Source organism: Alistipes montrealensis, assembly GCF_018362775.1.
Taxonomy (GTDB): Bacteria; Bacteroidota; Bacteroidia; order Bacteroidales; family Rikenellaceae; genus Alistipes; species Alistipes montrealensis.
The window spans coordinates 1-16,822 of the sequence record NZ_JAGYXY010000008.1 but is presented as its reverse complement, the minus strand read 5'-3'; the positions used below and the strand labels follow the sequence as shown (position 1 = coordinate 16,822).

The 16,822-nt window shown below is 60.9% G+C and carries 9 protein-coding genes and 1 pseudogene; 4 read left to right on the top strand and 6 right to left on the bottom strand.

Annotated elements, in window-relative coordinates; translation table 11 throughout:
* The first annotated feature begins 3 nt into the window (after window positions 1–3).
* From KG007_RS13015 to KG007_RS13000, 4 genes are all read left to right on the top strand, one after another.
* Window positions 4–930 carry an endonuclease/exonuclease/phosphatase family protein gene (locus KG007_RS13015; protein WP_213349465.1) on the top strand — a complete coding sequence of 309 codons (927 nt, stop codon included), beginning with the start codon at window positions 4–6 and terminating at the stop codon, window positions 928–930.
* A gap of 30 nt (window positions 931–960) precedes the next feature.
* On the top strand, window positions 961–2,844 hold the full coding sequence (locus KG007_RS13010; protein ID WP_213349461.1) for a PKD domain-containing protein: 1,884 nt from the start codon (window positions 961–963) through the stop codon (window positions 2,842–2,844).
* Window positions 2,845–3,001: 157 nt separating this feature from the next.
* On the top strand, window positions 3,002–5,638 hold the full coding sequence (locus KG007_RS13005; RefSeq protein ID WP_213349459.1) for a zinc-dependent metalloprotease: 2,637 nt from the start codon (window positions 3,002–3,004) through the stop codon (window positions 5,636–5,638).
* A 12-nt stretch (window positions 5,639–5,650) separates the two neighbouring features.
* On the top strand, window positions 5,651–8,269 hold the full coding sequence (locus tag KG007_RS13000) for a zinc-dependent metalloprotease (RefSeq protein ID WP_213349456.1): 2,619 nt from the start codon (window positions 5,651–5,653) through the stop codon (window positions 8,267–8,269).
* A 62-nt stretch (window positions 8,270–8,331) separates the two neighbouring features.
* Here the strand turns inward: KG007_RS13000 and KG007_RS12995 are convergent, their stop codons facing one another.
* From KG007_RS12995 to KG007_RS12970, 6 genes and pseudogenes are all read right to left on the bottom strand, one after another.
* Window positions 8,332–9,585, bottom strand: coding sequence for a Gfo/Idh/MocA family protein (locus KG007_RS12995; RefSeq protein ID WP_213349453.1), 1,254 nt, complete (start codon window positions 9,583–9,585; stop codon window positions 8,332–8,334).
* An 8-nt stretch (window positions 9,586–9,593) separates the two neighbouring features.
* Window positions 9,594–10,478 carry a twin-arginine translocase subunit TatC gene (gene tatC / locus KG007_RS12990; protein ID WP_249413362.1) on the bottom strand — a complete coding sequence of 295 codons (885 nt, stop codon included), beginning with the start codon at window positions 10,476–10,478 and terminating at the stop codon, window positions 9,594–9,596.
* Between the two features lie 33 nt (window positions 10,479–10,511).
* A complete protein-coding gene (locus tag KG007_RS12985) occupies window positions 10,512–10,715 on the bottom strand; it encodes a Sec-independent protein translocase subunit TatA/TatB (protein WP_195461573.1) in 204 nt (67 codons plus the stop codon).
* A gap of 160 nt (window positions 10,716–10,875) precedes the next feature.
* Window positions 10,876–14,232, bottom strand: a complete 3,357-nt coding sequence (locus KG007_RS12980) for a DUF1080 domain-containing protein (RefSeq protein ID WP_213349451.1) — start codon at window positions 14,230–14,232, stop codon at window positions 10,876–10,878.
* Window positions 14,233–14,255: 23 nt separating this feature from the next.
* A complete protein-coding gene (locus KG007_RS12975) occupies window positions 14,256–15,536 on the bottom strand; it encodes a Gfo/Idh/MocA family oxidoreductase (protein ID WP_195462052.1) in 1,281 nt (426 codons plus the stop codon).
* A gap of 76 nt (window positions 15,537–15,612) precedes the next feature.
* Window positions 15,613–16,822: pseudogene (locus KG007_RS12970) on the bottom strand (3-keto-disaccharide hydrolase); the annotation flags it as partial.

Genomic DNA, 16,822 nt, shown 5'->3' with positions numbered 1-16,822 from the left:
ACCATGAAGATATTCCGTTATTTACTGACGTTTTCGCTGAGTTTCGCCTTCGTTTTCGCCGCCGGGTGCAGCGATCCGAAGCCCGATTACTCGGAGTTCTATAAGCCTCAGCCCGGCGACGGGCCGGAGGAGCCGATCAATCCCGGCCTTGAGGACAACCAGTTGAAGGTCATGTCGTTCAATGTCCGTTACAGCGCGGGAGACGACGGCGCGAACAGTTGGGACAACCGCAAGAAGGCCGTTCCGGCGATGTTCGCCGACCAGCAGCCGACGGTGCTCGGCGTACAGGAAGCGCGCCTCGACCAGAAGACCTACATGGACGAGAACTGTGCGGGTTACAAGAGCGTCGGCGTGGGCCGTACCGACGGTAAGAATGCCGGCGAGTTTATGGCCATCTACTACCTCGGCGATGCCGTGAAACTCGAAAAATGGGGGACCTTCTGGCTCTCCGAGACACCCGACACGCCGTCCGTAGGCTGGGATGCCTCGACTTACCGCACGGCGACTTGGGCCTTGTTCACCCACTACAAGTCGGGTCGTAAGTTCTTCTACGTCAATACCCACATCGACCACGTCGGTCAGGTGGCGGCCCAGAAGTCGATGGAGTTGATCGAGGCCAAGATGAAGTCGCTCAATCCGAGCAACTACCCGACGCTGCTGACCGCCGACTTTAACAAGATGCTGGACAGCCCGATCTTCGACGGTGTGAAGAAATTCATGCTCGACGCGCGCACGAACGCTCCCGTTTCCGACAACAAGGCGTCGTTCAACAATTTCGGAGGTACGACCAACTATCCGCGCATTGACCACATCTTCAGTTCGAGTTCGGGATTCACGCCCCTGCGCTTCGCCACTATCGACCAGCGTTACGAGAAGGTTCCCTACATTTCGGACCACTATCCCATCGTGGCCGTGCTGGAGTTCAAGTAAACAGATAGCTAAAACTCAAAACCGATTGAAATGAAACGATTTATCTATATGCTGGCCGCTTTCGCCCTTTTGGGGGCGACCTCCTGCCAACCGGATGCGGAGGTAGCGGTCCATGCCGGTTTTACCACCGACAAAGAGTCCTACGACGTGGGCGATCCGGTCGTGATCACCAACACGTCGACGGCTGAGAATGCCCTGATCGCCATTTACAAATGGGAACTGGGCAAAGGCGTCGTCTCCTATGAAACCACTCCGGAGAATATCTCCTACGACCAGGCCGGGGAGTATGTCATCAAACTGACCGTCACCTCCGACCGCGGGGTGAAGAAATCGTCGTTCGAAAAGACGATCGTCGTCGTGGACAACAACATCCGGCCCGTGGCCGACTTCAGTTGGTCGCCCGAGAAGGTCGTGGCCGGGGAACCCGTGCAGTTCACCGATCTCTCGACCGACGAGGACGGCGAAGTGGTGGCCTGGGAGTGGAAATTCGGAACAACGACTTCCGACAAGCAGAACCCCGAGTTCACCTTTGCGGCGCAGGGTTCCACGGAGGTTTCGCTCACTGTGACCGACAACAAGAAGGGGCGCAATACCAAGACGGTGACCATCGAGGTGGGCCGCGGCGCCATCAACCTCGACCTACTCTGGTCGTATCCCTACGACGATACGAAAGATGCTTATGTCTATGGTACGTCGCCCGCGGTCAGCCCCGACGGCGAGTACGTCTATGTGACCTCGACGGGCTATTCGCTGGTCTGCTTCACCAAGGCGGGCGAGCGCCTCTGGGCCTTCGACATCGGCAAGGACGGTGCTTCGGCTGAGAACAACAACGGTTCGATCAAGGTCCAGTCGCCGACGCCTTCGGTCGACGCCGACGGTACGGTCTATGCGCTCGCAGGCTTCAACGAGCCGAACAAGGGCCAGGGCGGCAGTGCATTCTACGCCGTCAGCGGCGGCGCTTCGGGCGGCTCGCAGTTGTGGTATACGAATACGGGCGTGAACACCTCTTTCCGCTTCCTCTCGCCGGTCATTACGGAAAAATACGTGATAACGCTCGACCGCAACGCGCCGTCTAACCAGCTTCACGTCTATGATAAACGGTCGGGTGCACTGGTTGTCAACCTGCACTGCAACAGCGGTTCCTACGGCGGTCTTCTCGCCCTGAAGAGCGGGATCATCGTTGCCGGAACGGGCGGTAAATACGGCTCGCGCGTGCTGCTGCCCAATGGTGAGGGCGCCTGGAAATACCTGTCGCCCGACGGAACCAATGCCGGATACGGCTACAACTATGGCTGGAAAGACGAGTCGAACGGAAGCCAGCCGGCGGCCGACGTTTCGGGGAAGGTCTACATCCTGTATAAAAATAGCAGCGGGGTCCAGATTCCCACCACGACCAAAGCCATTGTCTATTGCTACGACACGAAGAAGGCCGCAGTCGGGGTTCAACCGGCTCCCGAATGGGTGTGCGGCCTCAAGGGCGACTGCGGACAGTCGGGCATGGGTGTCGTGCTGGGCGAGGACGGCACGGTCTACGCCTCGACGCAGAAAACGGGCGATGTCGCCGCCCACGTCACGGCCATCTCCCCGATGGGTTCCGTCGTTTGGGAACATGCCGCCGACGGAGATATCAACGGCGTTCCGGCCGTCGACGACCAGGGTTATGTTTATTACAATGACAAGACCACGGGCAAGCTGGTGAAGTTGCGTCCGACGGACGGTTCGCGCGTGGCGGAGATCAAACTGGCCGACGAACTGCGTTCGTCCCCGGCGATCTCCTCCGACGGTACGATCTACGTCAGCGGCATGAAGGACGACAAACCCACCGTCTTCGCGGTGAAGGGCTCGGCCGAGGGCTGTGCCGCGTCGTGGTCGCAGTTGGGAGGCAACCCATCCAAAACCGAGTATATGTACTGATCCGCTGAGAATCAGGGATGAGCGGGCCGTGTCGTAAGACGCGGCCCATTTTTTTCGGTCGTCGTGTATGTCGTTTCCGGGCAAATCCCCTCTTTATTATAGACCGGCCGCAAGACCGGGACGAAAGAACCTCGAACACAATTCTAAATTTCAGCAGATGATCCGAAAACTATTGGTGCTGTTGCTCTGCTTCACGGCTGTGACGGCAACGGCTAAAAAGCCCAAATCCTCCGCTTCGAAGAAGACGGAGAGTTCGGCCGAGAAACCGAAGGAAAGCGACTACGACAAACTTTTCAAAGAGAAACACACCGTTGCCGACGGCATGTTCCGCCTGCACGATGTCAAGGGGAAGCTCTATTTCGAAATTCCCGATTCGCTTTTCGGCCGTGAGATGCTGCTGGGATCGACCATTTCGGAGGTCTCGGACAACGCTGCCGCGACGACCGGTTCCAAGTCGGACTACCCGCTGCACGTGGTCTTCACGCGTAACGACCGCTCGGTCCAACTGCGGACGGTCAACTGCGAGAACATCACCGACGAGGTGGGGGCCTCCCGCGCACTGGCCGAGGCCGTGAAACGGAACACCGCCGACCCCATCCTGCGCAACTACAAGATCGAAGCCTGGAACAAGGACAGCACGGCCGTAGTGGTCAATGCTACGGACCTGTTCGTGGCCGACGTGGCGGAGATGTCCCCGTTCTCGGCCTACGGGCTTTATACGGCTTTCGAACTCAAGAAAACCTTCCAGAAGGAACGTTCGATGCTGGGCGAAATCAAGGCTTTCAGCGACAATGTGGTGATACGCAGTACGCTGAGCTACATTTTTTCGCTCAACCGCGGTCGCACGACGCTCGTCAAGGACCAGCCGCTGACGGCGGTGATGACCCGTTCGCTGGTGTTGCTGCCGCGCGAAGCCTACCGTCCGCGCATCACTGACAGCCGCATGTCGGTTTTCCCGACCGGCAAGGTGCTTTTCAGCGAGCGAGAGCAGCGCGCCAAGGTGATCTACTACGCCCACCGCTGGCGGCTGGAGCCGTCGGACATGGCTGCGTGGAAGCGCGGCGAGAAGGTCGAGCCGAAGAAGCCGATCGTCTTCTACGTCGACAACGGATTCCCGGAGATGTGGAAAAAGCACATTTTCGAGGCCGTCGACCAATGGAACGAGCCTTTCGAACGTATCGGGTTCAAAAATGCCATCACCGCGAAACCCTATCCGGCGGACGATCCCGAATTCGACCCCGACAACATCAAATACTCCTGCATCCGCTATGCCCCGATCGCCATTGCCAACGCCATGGGTCCCTCGTGGGTCGATCCGCGCAGCGGCGAGATACTCAACGCCTCGGTTTACGTCTACCACGACGTGATGAAGCTGCTGAACAACTGGCTCTTCGTTCAGACCGCGCAGGCAGACGAGCGGGTGCGCGCCGTGACCATCCCCGAAGAGGTGATCGGCGACGGGCTGCGCTATGTGCTGGCCCACGAGGTCGGGCACTGCCTGGGTTACATGCACAACATGAGCGCTTCGGCGGTGATTCCGGTCGATTCGCTGCGCTCGCCGTCGTTCACGCAGAAGTACGGCACGACCACTTCGATCATGGACTATGCCCGTTTCAACTACGTGGCCCAGCCCGGAGACCGGGAGCGCGGCGTACGGCTCACCCCGCCGCGCTTCGGCCTTTACGACTATTATGCCGTGAAATGGCTCTACACACCGCTGCCCGACACGGCGACGGCGGCCGACGAATATGCCGTCACCTCGAAATGGATGACCGAGGCGGCTGTCGATTCGGTCTACCGTTTCGGGAAGCAGCAGTTCAGCCGCTCGATCGATCCCCGCTCACAGTCGGAGGACCTGGGAGACGACGCCGTGAAGGCCTCGACCTACGGCATCGCCAACCTGAAATACATTCTGGGCAACATGAATGCCTGGATCGGGGACCAGGACCCCGATTTCTCCCAGCGGCGAACCCTTTACGATGAGCTCCTCACCCAGTATATCCGCTACCTGAACCACGTTCTGGCTAATGTCGGCGGCATCTACTTCGCCGAGAAGATGGAGGGCGATCCGGTGGAGGCCTACCGTAGCGTGCCGCGCGAACGCCAGCGTGAGTCGCTGTTGTTCTGCCTCGCCCAGCTCAAGGATCTGAAATGGCTGGATAATGCCGAACTGATGCGCAACATGCCGCTGATGGTTTCGCCTGCCGAATCGATTGCCGCCTCGCTGGTGGCCGTGGCCGTGGCCGCCCCGGCACGCGTGGCCCTGAGTGCCGCACTGGCCGAAAAGGATGCCTACACGCCCGGGGAGTGCCGTAAGGATGTTTACGATTTCGTATGGGCCCCGACACTGAAAGGTCGCACGCCCGACCCGGTCGAGATGATGCTCCAGCGCGAATACGTCCGCAGCCTGAGCCTCTCGGCCGGGCTGAAATACACCGGAACTGGAGCCCGCGAGGAGAAGAAAATCGTCTCCGACGAAGGATTGATCCCCGTTCCCGCCTTCCTGGAGGAGCATGCGGCCCGCACGGCGGGGCTTACTGCCTGCGGGGGATGTTGCTGCCACGACCCTTTCGAGGCGTTCTCCGCGGCGCACCGGATCGATACTGCGCCGCTGCTGGGTTACAGTTCCCCGCGCCTGAACTACTACGATCCCCGCAATACCGAGGCCGGGGATTATGCCGCCTTGCTGAAACTGCGCGCGATGCTCCGCTCGAAGAGCGCGTCGTCGACCGGCGAAGCCCGCCTGCACTACGAACTGTTGTTGCGCAACATCGAGAAAGCGTTGAAAAAATAACTCCCCCGGATTATGATGAAACTGTTTAAAATAGCTTTTCTTTCGCTGCTGGCGGGGATGCTGCTGCCCGTAGCGGCCCTGCCGGCCCTGCCGGTCCGGGCGGCCGGTGCGGCCGTCGCGGAAGCCAAGGCGAAGGAACCGAAACGCGGCAAGAAAAAGAAGCATGAGGCGGATACCGTCCGCAAGACGACTCCCTACGAAAAACTGTTCAAGGATAAAAAAGTCCGAACCGTCCGCGGCGGCGGGCTGACCCTGCACCTGGTCGAGGACAAACTCTACCTCGAACTGCCCGATTCGCTGCTCGACAGGGGACTGATGATTACGACGACGATCGAACGCACGGGCGATCCCGGCGACGGACTGGCCCTCCAACAGCCTGTGCCGCCTTATATGGTCGAATTCAGCCGTAGTGCGAGCGACACGCTCCTCTACATGCGGGAGTTCGCTCCCGTGGTGATCGTCGACGGCAGCGCCGCGATGCGCGAGGCTGTCGACCGGAGCAACATCGGCCCGATCGTGGCTTCGTATGCCGTGAAAGCCCGCACGCCGGACAAGCAGGCGGCGGTCGTCGACCTGACGGCGCTTTTTGTCGGCGACACCAAACGCCTGCGGCCCATCGACCCCGACGGCGGCAATACCTACGGCGGCTGGATGACGGCCAAGGCCGAATACAAGAAGGACCGCTCGATGCTGACCGGTGTGACGGGCGGGAACGGGTGCGTGTCGGTGGTGGGGGAACTTTCCTTCGGCACGACGGTCAGTTTCCTCGGGTTGCTCGACCTGTGGACCGACAAACCCCAGTCGATTGTCGCCCGCCGCACGCTCCGCCCGCTGGGTGATCCCGAACGGCGGATGCGCCTCTGCGATCAGCGGTTAGGCCTTGCGGCCAAGGCGGTCAAACGCTTCTCGGACAAGGAGCAGGAGGCCAAGACCGATTATTACGCCTGCCGCCGTTCGATTCTCGACAGCGCCGGGAATGTGCGTCCCGTGGTTTTCTACGTCGACACGGCCTTCGACGCTTCGGCCTATGCTGCCGTCGAACGCGGCATCCTGCTGTGGAACGATGCTTTCGCAAAGATCGGTTACAAAGACGTTATCCGGGTGGAGCCGTTCCCGGCCGATCCGGCTTTCAACGACAACAGCCTTTACAACAACTGCGTGCGCCGTACGGGAACCTCCAATTCGGAGCTTTATACCGCTTCGTGGGTCGACCCGCGCAGCGGCGAGATTCTCGGAACGGATATCTTCGTACCCTTCAATTTCACGGCTGCGATCCAGCGCCAACTGCTTCTTACGCTGTCGGCCGCCGATCCCGAGGCGCGCACCACGCAGCCTTCGGCCCGGCAGGTCGCCGACGCCCTGACGGCTTCGATTGCCCGCCGCGCGGCTTCGGCTTTGGGAGTAATGCCCAATTACGCCGCTTCGTCGGCCTATCCGACCGACTCGCTGCGTTCGCCCTCGTTCACGCAGGAAAACGGCCTGGCGGCGTCGATCACCGACGACGTTTTCTACAACATCCTCGCGCAGCCGGGCGATAAGGAGCGCGGAGTGAAACTGGTGGCCGATGCATTGGGACCCTACGACTATCTGGCCGTAGAGTGGCTTTACAAGCCTGTTCCGGGAGCCGCGACGCCGCAGGACGAAGCTCCGGAGCTGCGCCGCTGGCTCGCCGCGAAGGAGGGCGATCCGCGCTATTTCTTCGCGCAGTATGCTTCGGGGGCTTACGACCCCCGTGTGGGCACGGAGGACCTCGGCGACGACCTGTTCAAGGGCGTAGCCCTCCAGCTTGCCAACCTGAAATACGTTGCCGAACATGGCGACGAGTGGCTTTCGGGGCGTGACGGCGACTACAAGTTTCGCGAAGATCTGCTCATGGAGATGGTCCTGCGGGTCAATACGCTCTCCTCGCAGTTGATGCGCTACATCGGAGGCGTCTATATGAATCCGGTTTACGAAGGGTCCGTACAGCCGGCCTGCACGGCCGTGCCGCGCGAGGTACAGCAGCGTGCCCTGCGCGAGGTACTCGGCCTGACTGCCGGCCTCGATTGGATCGACCGGCAGGGGGTGTCGAAGAATGTCTACAACCGCGTGCTGGCGTGCGAATATCTCCAGCGCCGTGCCGCACGGGCTTTGCTCGAAAAGCTCGGCAGGCTGGACCTTGCGGTTTCGAAGAGCGATAATCCCTATACGGCCGACCGCATGGCGAAAGACCTCATCGTTTGGTTCGAAGAGCAGTTACGTTCGCGCGAACCCCTCACGGCCCATGCCCGCAATTTGCAGCAGTCGCTGCTCAAGTCGACGATTTCCGTTGCCAATGTCAAGGGTAAGGAGACCTCCGGATCGGGCAGCGCCTTTGCACTGGCTGACGATGACGACCTGCTCTGGGCCGCATCGCCCGAACGCGGGGCCGACGACCTTGCGCCGCGCGGCCTCGGCGGCGAACGGGCGGCTGCTTACGGTTACCGGGCGCCGCGTGTGATTCCGGCTTTCAGGGAACACCTGTTCTACGGCTTGCTGCTCGACATGAAAGCGATGTACCGGCGGGGAGCTGCCTCGGCCCCGTTGGCCGATACGCGCAGTTTCTGCCGTTACATGGCCGACCAGATCGACCGGGTGCTGACGATCGAATAATCCGAATACGAAAAAGCGGGCTGTAACTTCGGTTACAGCCCGCTTTTTTTAGGGTCGGCAGGTCAGCGCTCTTCGAGGATGACGGTCTGCCCCGTAAGGCGGCTCCGCTCCGCCTCGAAGCAGATGCGGTGGCTTTCGACCGAGTTGCCGATCGTCGTACGGAAATGGTGCTCCCGGCGGCTGAGCGTGTCGACGAAATCTTCGACCAGGTTGAGGTCGGCCCCGGCGTGGAAGGGCTTGCCGAGGATGCCCGAAAAGTCGTAGATCTGTTCTTTCCCGCCGCGGAATTTGCGCACGCGCAGCGTGCGTTCGTCGCCGTCGATCTCTCCTGCTGTCAGCCGGATGTGGGTTTCGCGCTGGTCGCCCAGCGTGAAGGCGTCCATCGAGAACGAGATCGTGACGGCGTTGTCCATTTCCATCGAGACGATCTGGTGGTCCACCACGTCGTTGTCGCAGCGGAACACGCACCGTCCGTAGTCGCCCGAACGCAATTCACGGAGAATAACCTCGTCGAGCGTCGAACCTTCGGGAATGTCGAAATTCGAAATCCAGTCGCGGCGGTTGTAGTAGAGGTCCACGGCCGAATAGGGGCACTCCTTTTCGAGCGGGCAGTCGATGCACCGTGCGGTACTCCCCGCCGGGGTGTTCTCCGAGCGGAACCAGCGCAGCGACCCGAACGACGAGAGTTTCCGGCAGCGGGCTTCGGTGAGCCACAGCAGGAAGTCGATGTCGTGGCAGCATTTCGAAATCAGCATCGGATTGGTGATCTCCTCCCTGCGCCACATGCCGCGGACGAATCCGTGTGTCGTGCGGTCGAGTCCCACGGCGGCGAGGTGGCTGATCGAGATGATTTCGCCCAGTTCGCCCGAATCGACGATCTCCTTGATCTTGATGAAATAAGGGTGGTAGCGAAGGACATGGCAGACCCCTACGATGACCCCTTTGCGCTGCGCCGCTTCGGCGATCCGGCAGCATTCGGGCAGCGACTGGGCGATCGGTTTTTCGAGCAGGACGTTGTAACCCGCTTCGATGGCCTTCATGCAGGGTTCGAAGTGCATGTTTTCGGGCGTGCCGATCAGCACGGCGTCCGCCGGGACGGGATTTTCGAAAAAGAGGTCGTAATCGGCGAAACAGCATTCGGGAGCCAGCCCGAATTTCGCAGCGACGGCATGGCGGCGGATGTCGTTGAGTTCAGCGACGCCCACTAATTTCAGCCGGTCGGGGTTCCGGACCGCATATTCCAAATATTTGTTGGTGCGGTTGCCTGCTCCGATGGCTACGATCGTGATTGGTTTCGCTTCGCCCGGTCTCTCCATCGTTCCTCCTATTCCGCGGTTTCCGGCTGGTCTTCGTGGCTGCGGTTGCGCTCGGTCCGCGATGCGAGCTTGATGCTCAGTTCATAGAGTCCGTACAGGGGCAGGATCACCAGCACCAGACTGAAAATGTCGGGCGGGGTGATGATCGCCGCGACGACGAGCAGCACGACGAAGGCGTGGCGCCTGTATTTGCGCAGGAACGTTGCCGAAACCAGTCCCATGCGGGTCAGGAAATAAATCAGCAGCGGCAGCTCGAACATGAAGGCGCAGGCCAGCGAGACGACGATGACCGTCGAAAGGTAGTCGCTGATGTCGAACATGTTGGTTATGGCGGCGCTGGCCTGGTAGTTGGCGAAAAAGTTGATCGACAACGGCGCCATGACGTAGTAGCCGAACAGCAGCCCCGAAAAGAAACACAGCGATACGCAGAAGACGAACCAGTGGGTTCCGTCGATCTCCTTCGGCGTGAGGGCCGGGCGTACGAAGCGCCAGAACTCCCACAGCGCATAGGGCATGGCGAGGGCGATACCCGTCACCAGCGATATTTTCATGTGGAGGTTGAACTGCCCCGACAGCGAAGTGTTGATGATCGAGAAACGGTCGTTCGCAATGCGGAAGGTTTCCGGATTAGAGTCGAACGACGTGCCCAGCACCCCGTTGATCCATTCGGCGATATGCGCCCACTGGGCGCCGACCCACGTCAGCATCCGGTTCGTAGGGAAGTCCGGGCTTTGGGGGCCGAACAGCACCGTGTCGATAATGAAGCTCTTACAGAAGAAGGCCACCAGTCCGATGACTACGATTGCCATCACACCCCGCACCAGATGAGGGCGCAGGGCGTCGATGTGCTCGAAAAAAGTCATCTCCGACGGCTCTGGATCCTTTTTTTTCATGTTCAGTTTTTTGCCGCAGCGGAGTTGTGGTGATTATTCGTTTTTGTCGGAAACGGATTTGTCCCCGGGTTTGCTGTCATCAGCTGTATAGTCTTTGTTGACGGCATCCTTGAATTCTTTGACGCCACGGCCCAGTCCGCGCATCAGTTCGGGAATTTTTTTACCTCCGAAGAGCAGGATGACTACCAATACGATTACGATGACCTGTCCGTAACCGATCGCGCAAGGGATAAACATAAGTTTTTTCTTTTAGGTTTCTTATTCGGAATTCGATAACGCCGGAACTCTGTCCGGCCTATTTTCCGCAAATATAACACTATTTTTGCGATTCGCTGCACTTGCAGGCCGGGAAAACCCGTCCGAATTTCGGACGGGTTTTCGCCGGACCGTGTGCAATTTACTTTATTCGCTTTGGTGCAGGCAGTTCCTTGATGCGGATGTTGCGGAACTTGATGCCTGCGCCGTGGCCGAGCAGGCCGATGTGGCCCGAGGTGTTGAAAAGTCCGGGGTGGTTCTTGTGGTCCACGGTGTAAGGGTTCTCCTTGGCGCCGTCGGGCGCTACGTTGTGGCCCTGGCAGGCTTCGCGGATGTTGCCGTTGAGAATCACCTCGCCGTTGACCGTCACGGTGATACGATCGCCCACGGCGCGGATCTCCTCGACGTTCCAGGTTCCCAGAGCGGGGAATTTCACGCGTTTGGCCGGGATGATGCCGTAGACCGACCCGTGCTGCTGGTAGACGCGCAGGTTTTTGTAGATCGGCGCATCGTGGTCGAGAATCTGGATTTCCATGCCGTGGTAAGCGGCGTCGACACCCATCGGCGTTCGGATGCCGATACCGTTGTTGACGCCCTCGCGGTCGAATGCGAATTCGAAACGCAGTATGAAATCGTCGTACTCTTTCTTGGTGTAGAGGTTGCCCGAGCCGCCGTATTGCGCCGTCACGTAGATCGTACCGTCTACCGGAACGTAGTTGGTGGTATTGCCGGTCCATTTGTGGAGCGACCGACCGTCGAAAAGCACTTCGAATCCTTCAGCAGCCTCTTCCGCCGACAACTCGAAGCGCGGTGTGGCGGGCAGTTCGTTGATATACATTTCGCGGAAGCTGACGGGCGCACCGCCGGCGATCAACAGGATTTGCCCCTTGGCATATGCCGGAATTTCGCGGTTGCAGGTGTTTTCGAGGATGACGTTCTCGCAGGTCGTGACGCCGTTGAGGATGACCGTTACGCGGTCGTTCACCACTTTTACCTGCATCGTGTTCCACTCCCCGGGCTTGTTCGCGGCCGCCTTGGGCGCGGTGTTGTCGTGGAGCATGTTGCCCGTCAGGGCTCCGGAGTTTTTGCCGCCGAGGGCGATCTGCGGAATAGACCTTACCGCGATACCGGCTTCTCCAGGAGTTTTCCAGTCGAGAATCATTTCGAAGTTTTCGTATTGCTTCGGGAATTGGATCGCGGGAGCGTTTGCTTGGGCCGTGAGGATACCGTCTGTCAGGACCCATTTTTGCGCCATTGCTGCGTCAGCCTCCAGTTGTGCCTTTGCCAGGGCCTTTGGCTTCATGGCCTTGCGGGTCTCGGGGTTTCCGACTACGGCTTTCCGGTTCTCCGGTTCGAGCGACAGGGGCTCGAATCCGGCCTCGGGGAGTTTTGCCATAAGTCCCTTTATCTCGTCTACGGCATATCCTGCATCGGCGTCGGCCTTGGCGAGTTCGACGTACACTTCCAGGGCCTTTTTCAGGGCTGCGGCTACCGTCTGACCACCCATGCCGGGGTTCTTCGCGGCGACGGTCTTCACGACCAATGCCGCTGTTTCGGCCGTCGCGGGAGCGTCCATATACTTCACGGCGAGTACCAGGGCGGGGAATACGGGGGTCCTGGAGAGCGCTTTGAGCAGTTTGTTCTGCGTTTTGGCCGAAGGGTTGGCTTCCAGTCCTTTGCGGTAAAGCTGGTATTTGCGCATCGGCGTATTGTCGGAGGCCGTTGCGAAATCGGTGTAACGCGAGATGGCGGCATCGGTCCAGTCGGGGTTCTTCCCGGCCAGTTCGTAGAGCACGTCGATCATCACGGGGTTCTTCACCGTGAGCAGGGCTGCGAAGGCGGCTTTCGGGTCGTCGGCTTTCAGCAGCGCGCCGATGGCCTCATCGGTGGCGGCCTGCGCCAGCAGGGGGTAGTAGCGGGCCTTCTGCGGGGCTGCGGCCATGCGTCCCGCCACCAGTTTGTACTGCATGTCGGGAGCCGCCGGCGCCAGGGCGTTCCTCAGTCCGGCCTGCAGGGCCTTCACGTCGTCTCCCTGCGCCTTGTCCAGCAGGTCGCACAGGCGGTCGAAATCGCCGGCGGTCGTGACGCCGGCCAGCGCGTCGTAAGCTGCCGTGCGTACGGCCTTGTCGCCGGATCCGAGCAGGGCGAATACCTTGTCGGCCGCGGTCGTGATGCGCCGCTTGGCGACGAGCTTCAGCGCATTGGCCTGCGTGGCGGGGTCGCCGTCGAGGGCCGCGACGAATGCGGCGTTGGGCTTTCCGTTAAAAGCCGCGAGGGCCGCGGAAGCCTCTTTGGCATGTGCGCCTCCCAGTTGTGCTATCAATGCGTCGAGCGCCTGCTGTCCGCCGATCTTCCCGGCGGCGCGGACGGCTGCCAGGGCCAGCTCATCGTCCGGCGACGACATGGCGGCAACCACGGCGGCGCTCTGCGATGCGGCGTGGCGCGCTCCCAGCCAGCTTACGACATCCGTTTTCGCGGCGTCGCTCAGCGACGGGAGCTTCTTGACGAGGGCGGCATAGAGCGCCTCGTCGGCGAAGGCATTCGCGTAATCGAGCGCAGCGCAGCGGTAGGCCCTGTCGGCGTCTTTGAGCGCGGCGAGCACCGTCTGTGTCCGTTTTTTGGCATCCGCAGCCAGGACGATTTCCAATCCCGCGGCGCGGACGTTCTGCGGCAGGGCGGGTTTTTGCAGGGCTTTGGCCGCGGAGAGTGCCTTCTGCCCGCCCGCTGCGGCGAGCCGTGCCAGCAGGTTCACGTAAGCCCCCGTGGCGTCGCTCTTCGTGAACGCATAGCCGTCGGCTTTGGCGGCTGCGGCGAGCGGCGCTATCGAAGCGTGCGTGCCGCATTTGGCCAGCGCGTTGTAAACGGCCTGCCTGGCGGGGGTGTCGGCCGTGGGGTCGGCGGCCCATTTCAGCAGCGCGGGCTCCGCGGCCGCAAGGCCTTTCTCCGCCGCGGCATAAGCCAGCAGGGCGTTCGGAGCGGGGCTTTCGCCGATCAGCGCCAGGAGGGTCGCTTCGGTTCCCGGCGTGGAGATCAGGCCCCGCACGGCGTAATCCGCAAGGTAGTCGTCCCCGGCGTACTTCACGAAGACGGGAGCCTCCCGGGCCGTTGCACACAACTGGAGCAGCGAGAGCAGGAAGGCCTGGTTGGGTTTGTCCGTCGAGGCGGCGACGGCGTCGGCCAGTCCGGTGCGGACCTCCCGGGCGAGCGCCTCGCGGCCTTGGGCCGAGACGTAGCTCACTACGCCGCCGAGGGCGTATTCGACCACGGCGTTCTTGCCTTCGGAGGCGGGGACGAGCATCCCGGCCATCATCCGGATTCCGTCGGCTCCGGTTGCCGCGAGTTCCTGCATCAGGCTGTCGAACGCCTTGGGCGTCTGGGCCGGAAGTTGGGCCAGGGCATCCGCCACGATCGTTTCGGCGGTACGCTGGCGGGCATCCTGCGCTCCGGCGGCGAAAGGCACGAGGGCGAGCAGGAGTATGGCGATGAATAACTTCTTCATGGTTTTTTCAGGTTTGGACGTTATCAGATTTTCCACGGAGTGCGCATCGGCTGGTCGATGAGGCGGTTGGCGGCCTCGTCGCCGACGAAGAGCTGCTTGTCGGGGTCGAAATGCAGCGTGCGGTTCAGCCGCAGGGCGCACGCGCCCAGGTTGACCAGCGTGGAACTGCGGTGTCCCTTCGCTTCGTCGAGGGCGAAGGGCTCGCGGCTGCGGACGCACTGCAGGAAGTCGGTGTTCTGAGGCTCGGGGTCGGGCATCTCGGCGATCTTCTCCATCACGTCGGGAATCGTACACTCGAAGCCCTGGTAGACCTTGCCCAAAGGACCTTCGATATAGGGAACCTTGCCTTTGCTCTCGTAGCCTTCGCCTTCGAGCACGATCTGGCAGCCGTCGTCGTAGGTGTAGACGATCCTGCGCCAGATGCCCACGGCGTCGGGATGCTGCTGCGGGGCGTCGACCTCGATCTTCACCGGAGACGTCTCGTCCTTGCCCAGCAGGTACTGAACGGGGTCCATGTAGTGCTGGCCCATGTCCGTCAGTCCGCCGCCGTCGTAGTCCCAGTAACCGCGGAAGGTCTGGTGCACGCGGTGTTTGTTATAGGGTTTATAGGGCGCCGGGCCCAGCCACATGTCGTAGTCCAGTTCTTCCGGGACGGATTGCGGCCGGAGGTTTTCCTGCCCCACCCAGAAGAATTTCCACGTGAAGCCCGTAGCCCCCGAGATGGTCACCTTGAGGGGCCAGCCCAGCAGGCCGCTGTCGACGAGTTTCTTCAGGGGCTCGACCGTCGTGCCCAGTCCGTAGAAGGTATCCTTGAAGCGGAACCACGTGTTCAGGCGGAAGATCCGCCCGTTCTGCCGGACGGCCTCCACTACGCGTTTACCCTCGCCGATGGTACGCGTCATGGGCTTCTCGCACCAGATGTCCTTGCCGGCTTTGGCCGCTTCCACGGCCATGATGCCATGCCAGTGGGGCGGGGTGGCGATATGTACGATGTCGACGTTGGGATCGGTAATCAGGTCCCGGTAGTCGTGGTAGCTTTCGAGCGTCTTGTCGAACTTCTTGCGGCCCAGCGCGACGGCGCTTTCGAGGTGCTTGCGGTCCACGTCGCAGACCGCAACCAGGCGGCACGCGTCCGAGGACGTGAAGTGGTAGCTGCTCTTGCCGATGCCGCCCACGCCGATGATGCCCTTGGTGAGCTGGTCGCTCGGGGCGACGAATCTGGAGCCTCCCAGAACGCTGCGCGGGACAACAGTCAGCAGCGCCAGTCCGCCTACCTTTTTCAGAAAATCTCTGCGGTTACTCATTTTATCTCTTTGTTTTAGGTGCTAGTTTGAAGAGGTTGAAAGCCGGGATTCCGCATAACGAAACCCCGGCCCTGTTTTACAGCGTCGTCAGCCGGAGGTTACGCCACAGGACCTTGATGCCGCCGCCGTCGTGAATCTGAAGCGCGATGCGTCCCTGCGCTGCGCCGATCTTCGCGTCCGTGAGGTCCACCATCGCTTCGCCGTTGAGCCACGTCTGAACACGGTCTCCCTGGACCTTCAGCCGCAGCGTGTTCCAATCCCCTTCCTTGAGGATCGACTCCTTCTCGTCGGGGATCCGGGCCAGCCAGCCCCGGCCGTAGGATTCGTAGATGCCCGCCGTGTCGTGGTTCTTCGGNAGCGACCTCGCACTGCCAGCCGTGAACCTTCACCGGCGGCTCGATGAACGAACGGAAGAAGACGCCCGAGTTCCCGTTGGAGAGCTGCTTGAACTCGACCGTGAGGTCGAAATCATCGTAGTATTCGCGCGTGGCCAGGTAGCCGTACTGCTTGTCGGGACCGCTCTCGCAGACCAGGCAGCCCTCCTTGTCCACATACCACTTCTCCGTGCCGTAGGCTTCCCAGCCCGTAAGGTCCCGGCCGTTGAAGAGTTCCACTTCGCGGCCTGCCTTGCGGGGAAGCTCCTTGATCTTCAGGTTGCGGAAAGAGGCCGGATAGCCGTGGTCCTGCAGGCACAGAACGCCCCGCCGCGCCAGACCGTATTCGGGTGCAGTCTCCCATTTGCCGCTGTTCTTGCGTGAGAACCAGTCATCGGTGTAGGCTTCGAACTCAAGGATCTTGTGCCCGTTGAGCCAATGCTCCACGTGCCCGTTGTCGCACACGATGCGCGAATTATTCCACTCGCCCTGCGGATTGACAAACAGGGAATCAGCAGTCGGAAGGTGCATCGCGTAGTCCACGCCCAGCTTCTGCCACTCTTCGAGCTTCGTCGGAGCGTTCTGAGACTCCCAGCCATCGTTGTCGATCAGTTGGTACTCGGGACCCGTGACGTAGGGAACCTTGAAATAAGGATTCTCGACGACGTGGTAAAGCATGCCGCTGTTGCCTCCGTAGGAGAGCTTCCAGTCCCAGTCTACGATGAAGTTTTCGTATTGTTTCTTGGTGACGATATAGCCCGAAAGGTCGCTCCCGTCGCCGTTAGCCTGGATGCATCCGTCGACAACGTGCCACGGCTGCGTCAGAGAGTCCCCGTTGAAGTCTTTCCATTGATCAAGGCTATTCCCGTCGAAAAGCAATTCCCAGCCCGAGGCGATCTCCGATTCGCTGAG

Coding starts and splice junctions, on each gene's coding strand:
- KG007_RS12995 (WP_213349453.1), bottom strand. CDS start 9,585: ATGGAGAGACCGGGCGAAGCGAAACCAATCACGATCGTAGCCATCGGA.
- KG007_RS12980 (WP_213349451.1), bottom strand. CDS start 14,232: ATGAAGAAGTTATTCATCGCCATACTCCTGCTCGCCCTCGTGCCTTTC.
- KG007_RS13010 (WP_213349461.1), top strand. CDS start 961: ATGAAACGATTTATCTATATGCTGGCCGCTTTCGCCCTTTTGGGGGCG.
- KG007_RS13015 (WP_213349465.1), top strand. CDS start 4: ATGAAGATATTCCGTTATTTACTGACGTTTTCGCTGAGTTTCGCCTTC.
- tatC (WP_249413362.1), bottom strand. CDS start 10,478: ATGAAAAAAAAGGATCCAGAGCCGTCGGAGATGACTTTTTTCGAGCAC.
- KG007_RS12985 (WP_195461573.1), bottom strand. CDS start 10,715: ATGTTTATCCCTTGCGCGATCGGTTACGGACAGGTCATCGTAATCGTA.
- KG007_RS12975 (WP_195462052.1), bottom strand. CDS start 15,536: ATGAGTAACCGCAGAGATTTTCTGAAAAAGGTAGGCGGACTGGCGCTG.
- KG007_RS13005 (WP_213349459.1), top strand. CDS start 3,002: ATGATCCGAAAACTATTGGTGCTGTTGCTCTGCTTCACGGCTGTGACG.
- KG007_RS13000 (WP_213349456.1), top strand. CDS start 5,651: ATGATGAAACTGTTTAAAATAGCTTTTCTTTCGCTGCTGGCGGGGATG.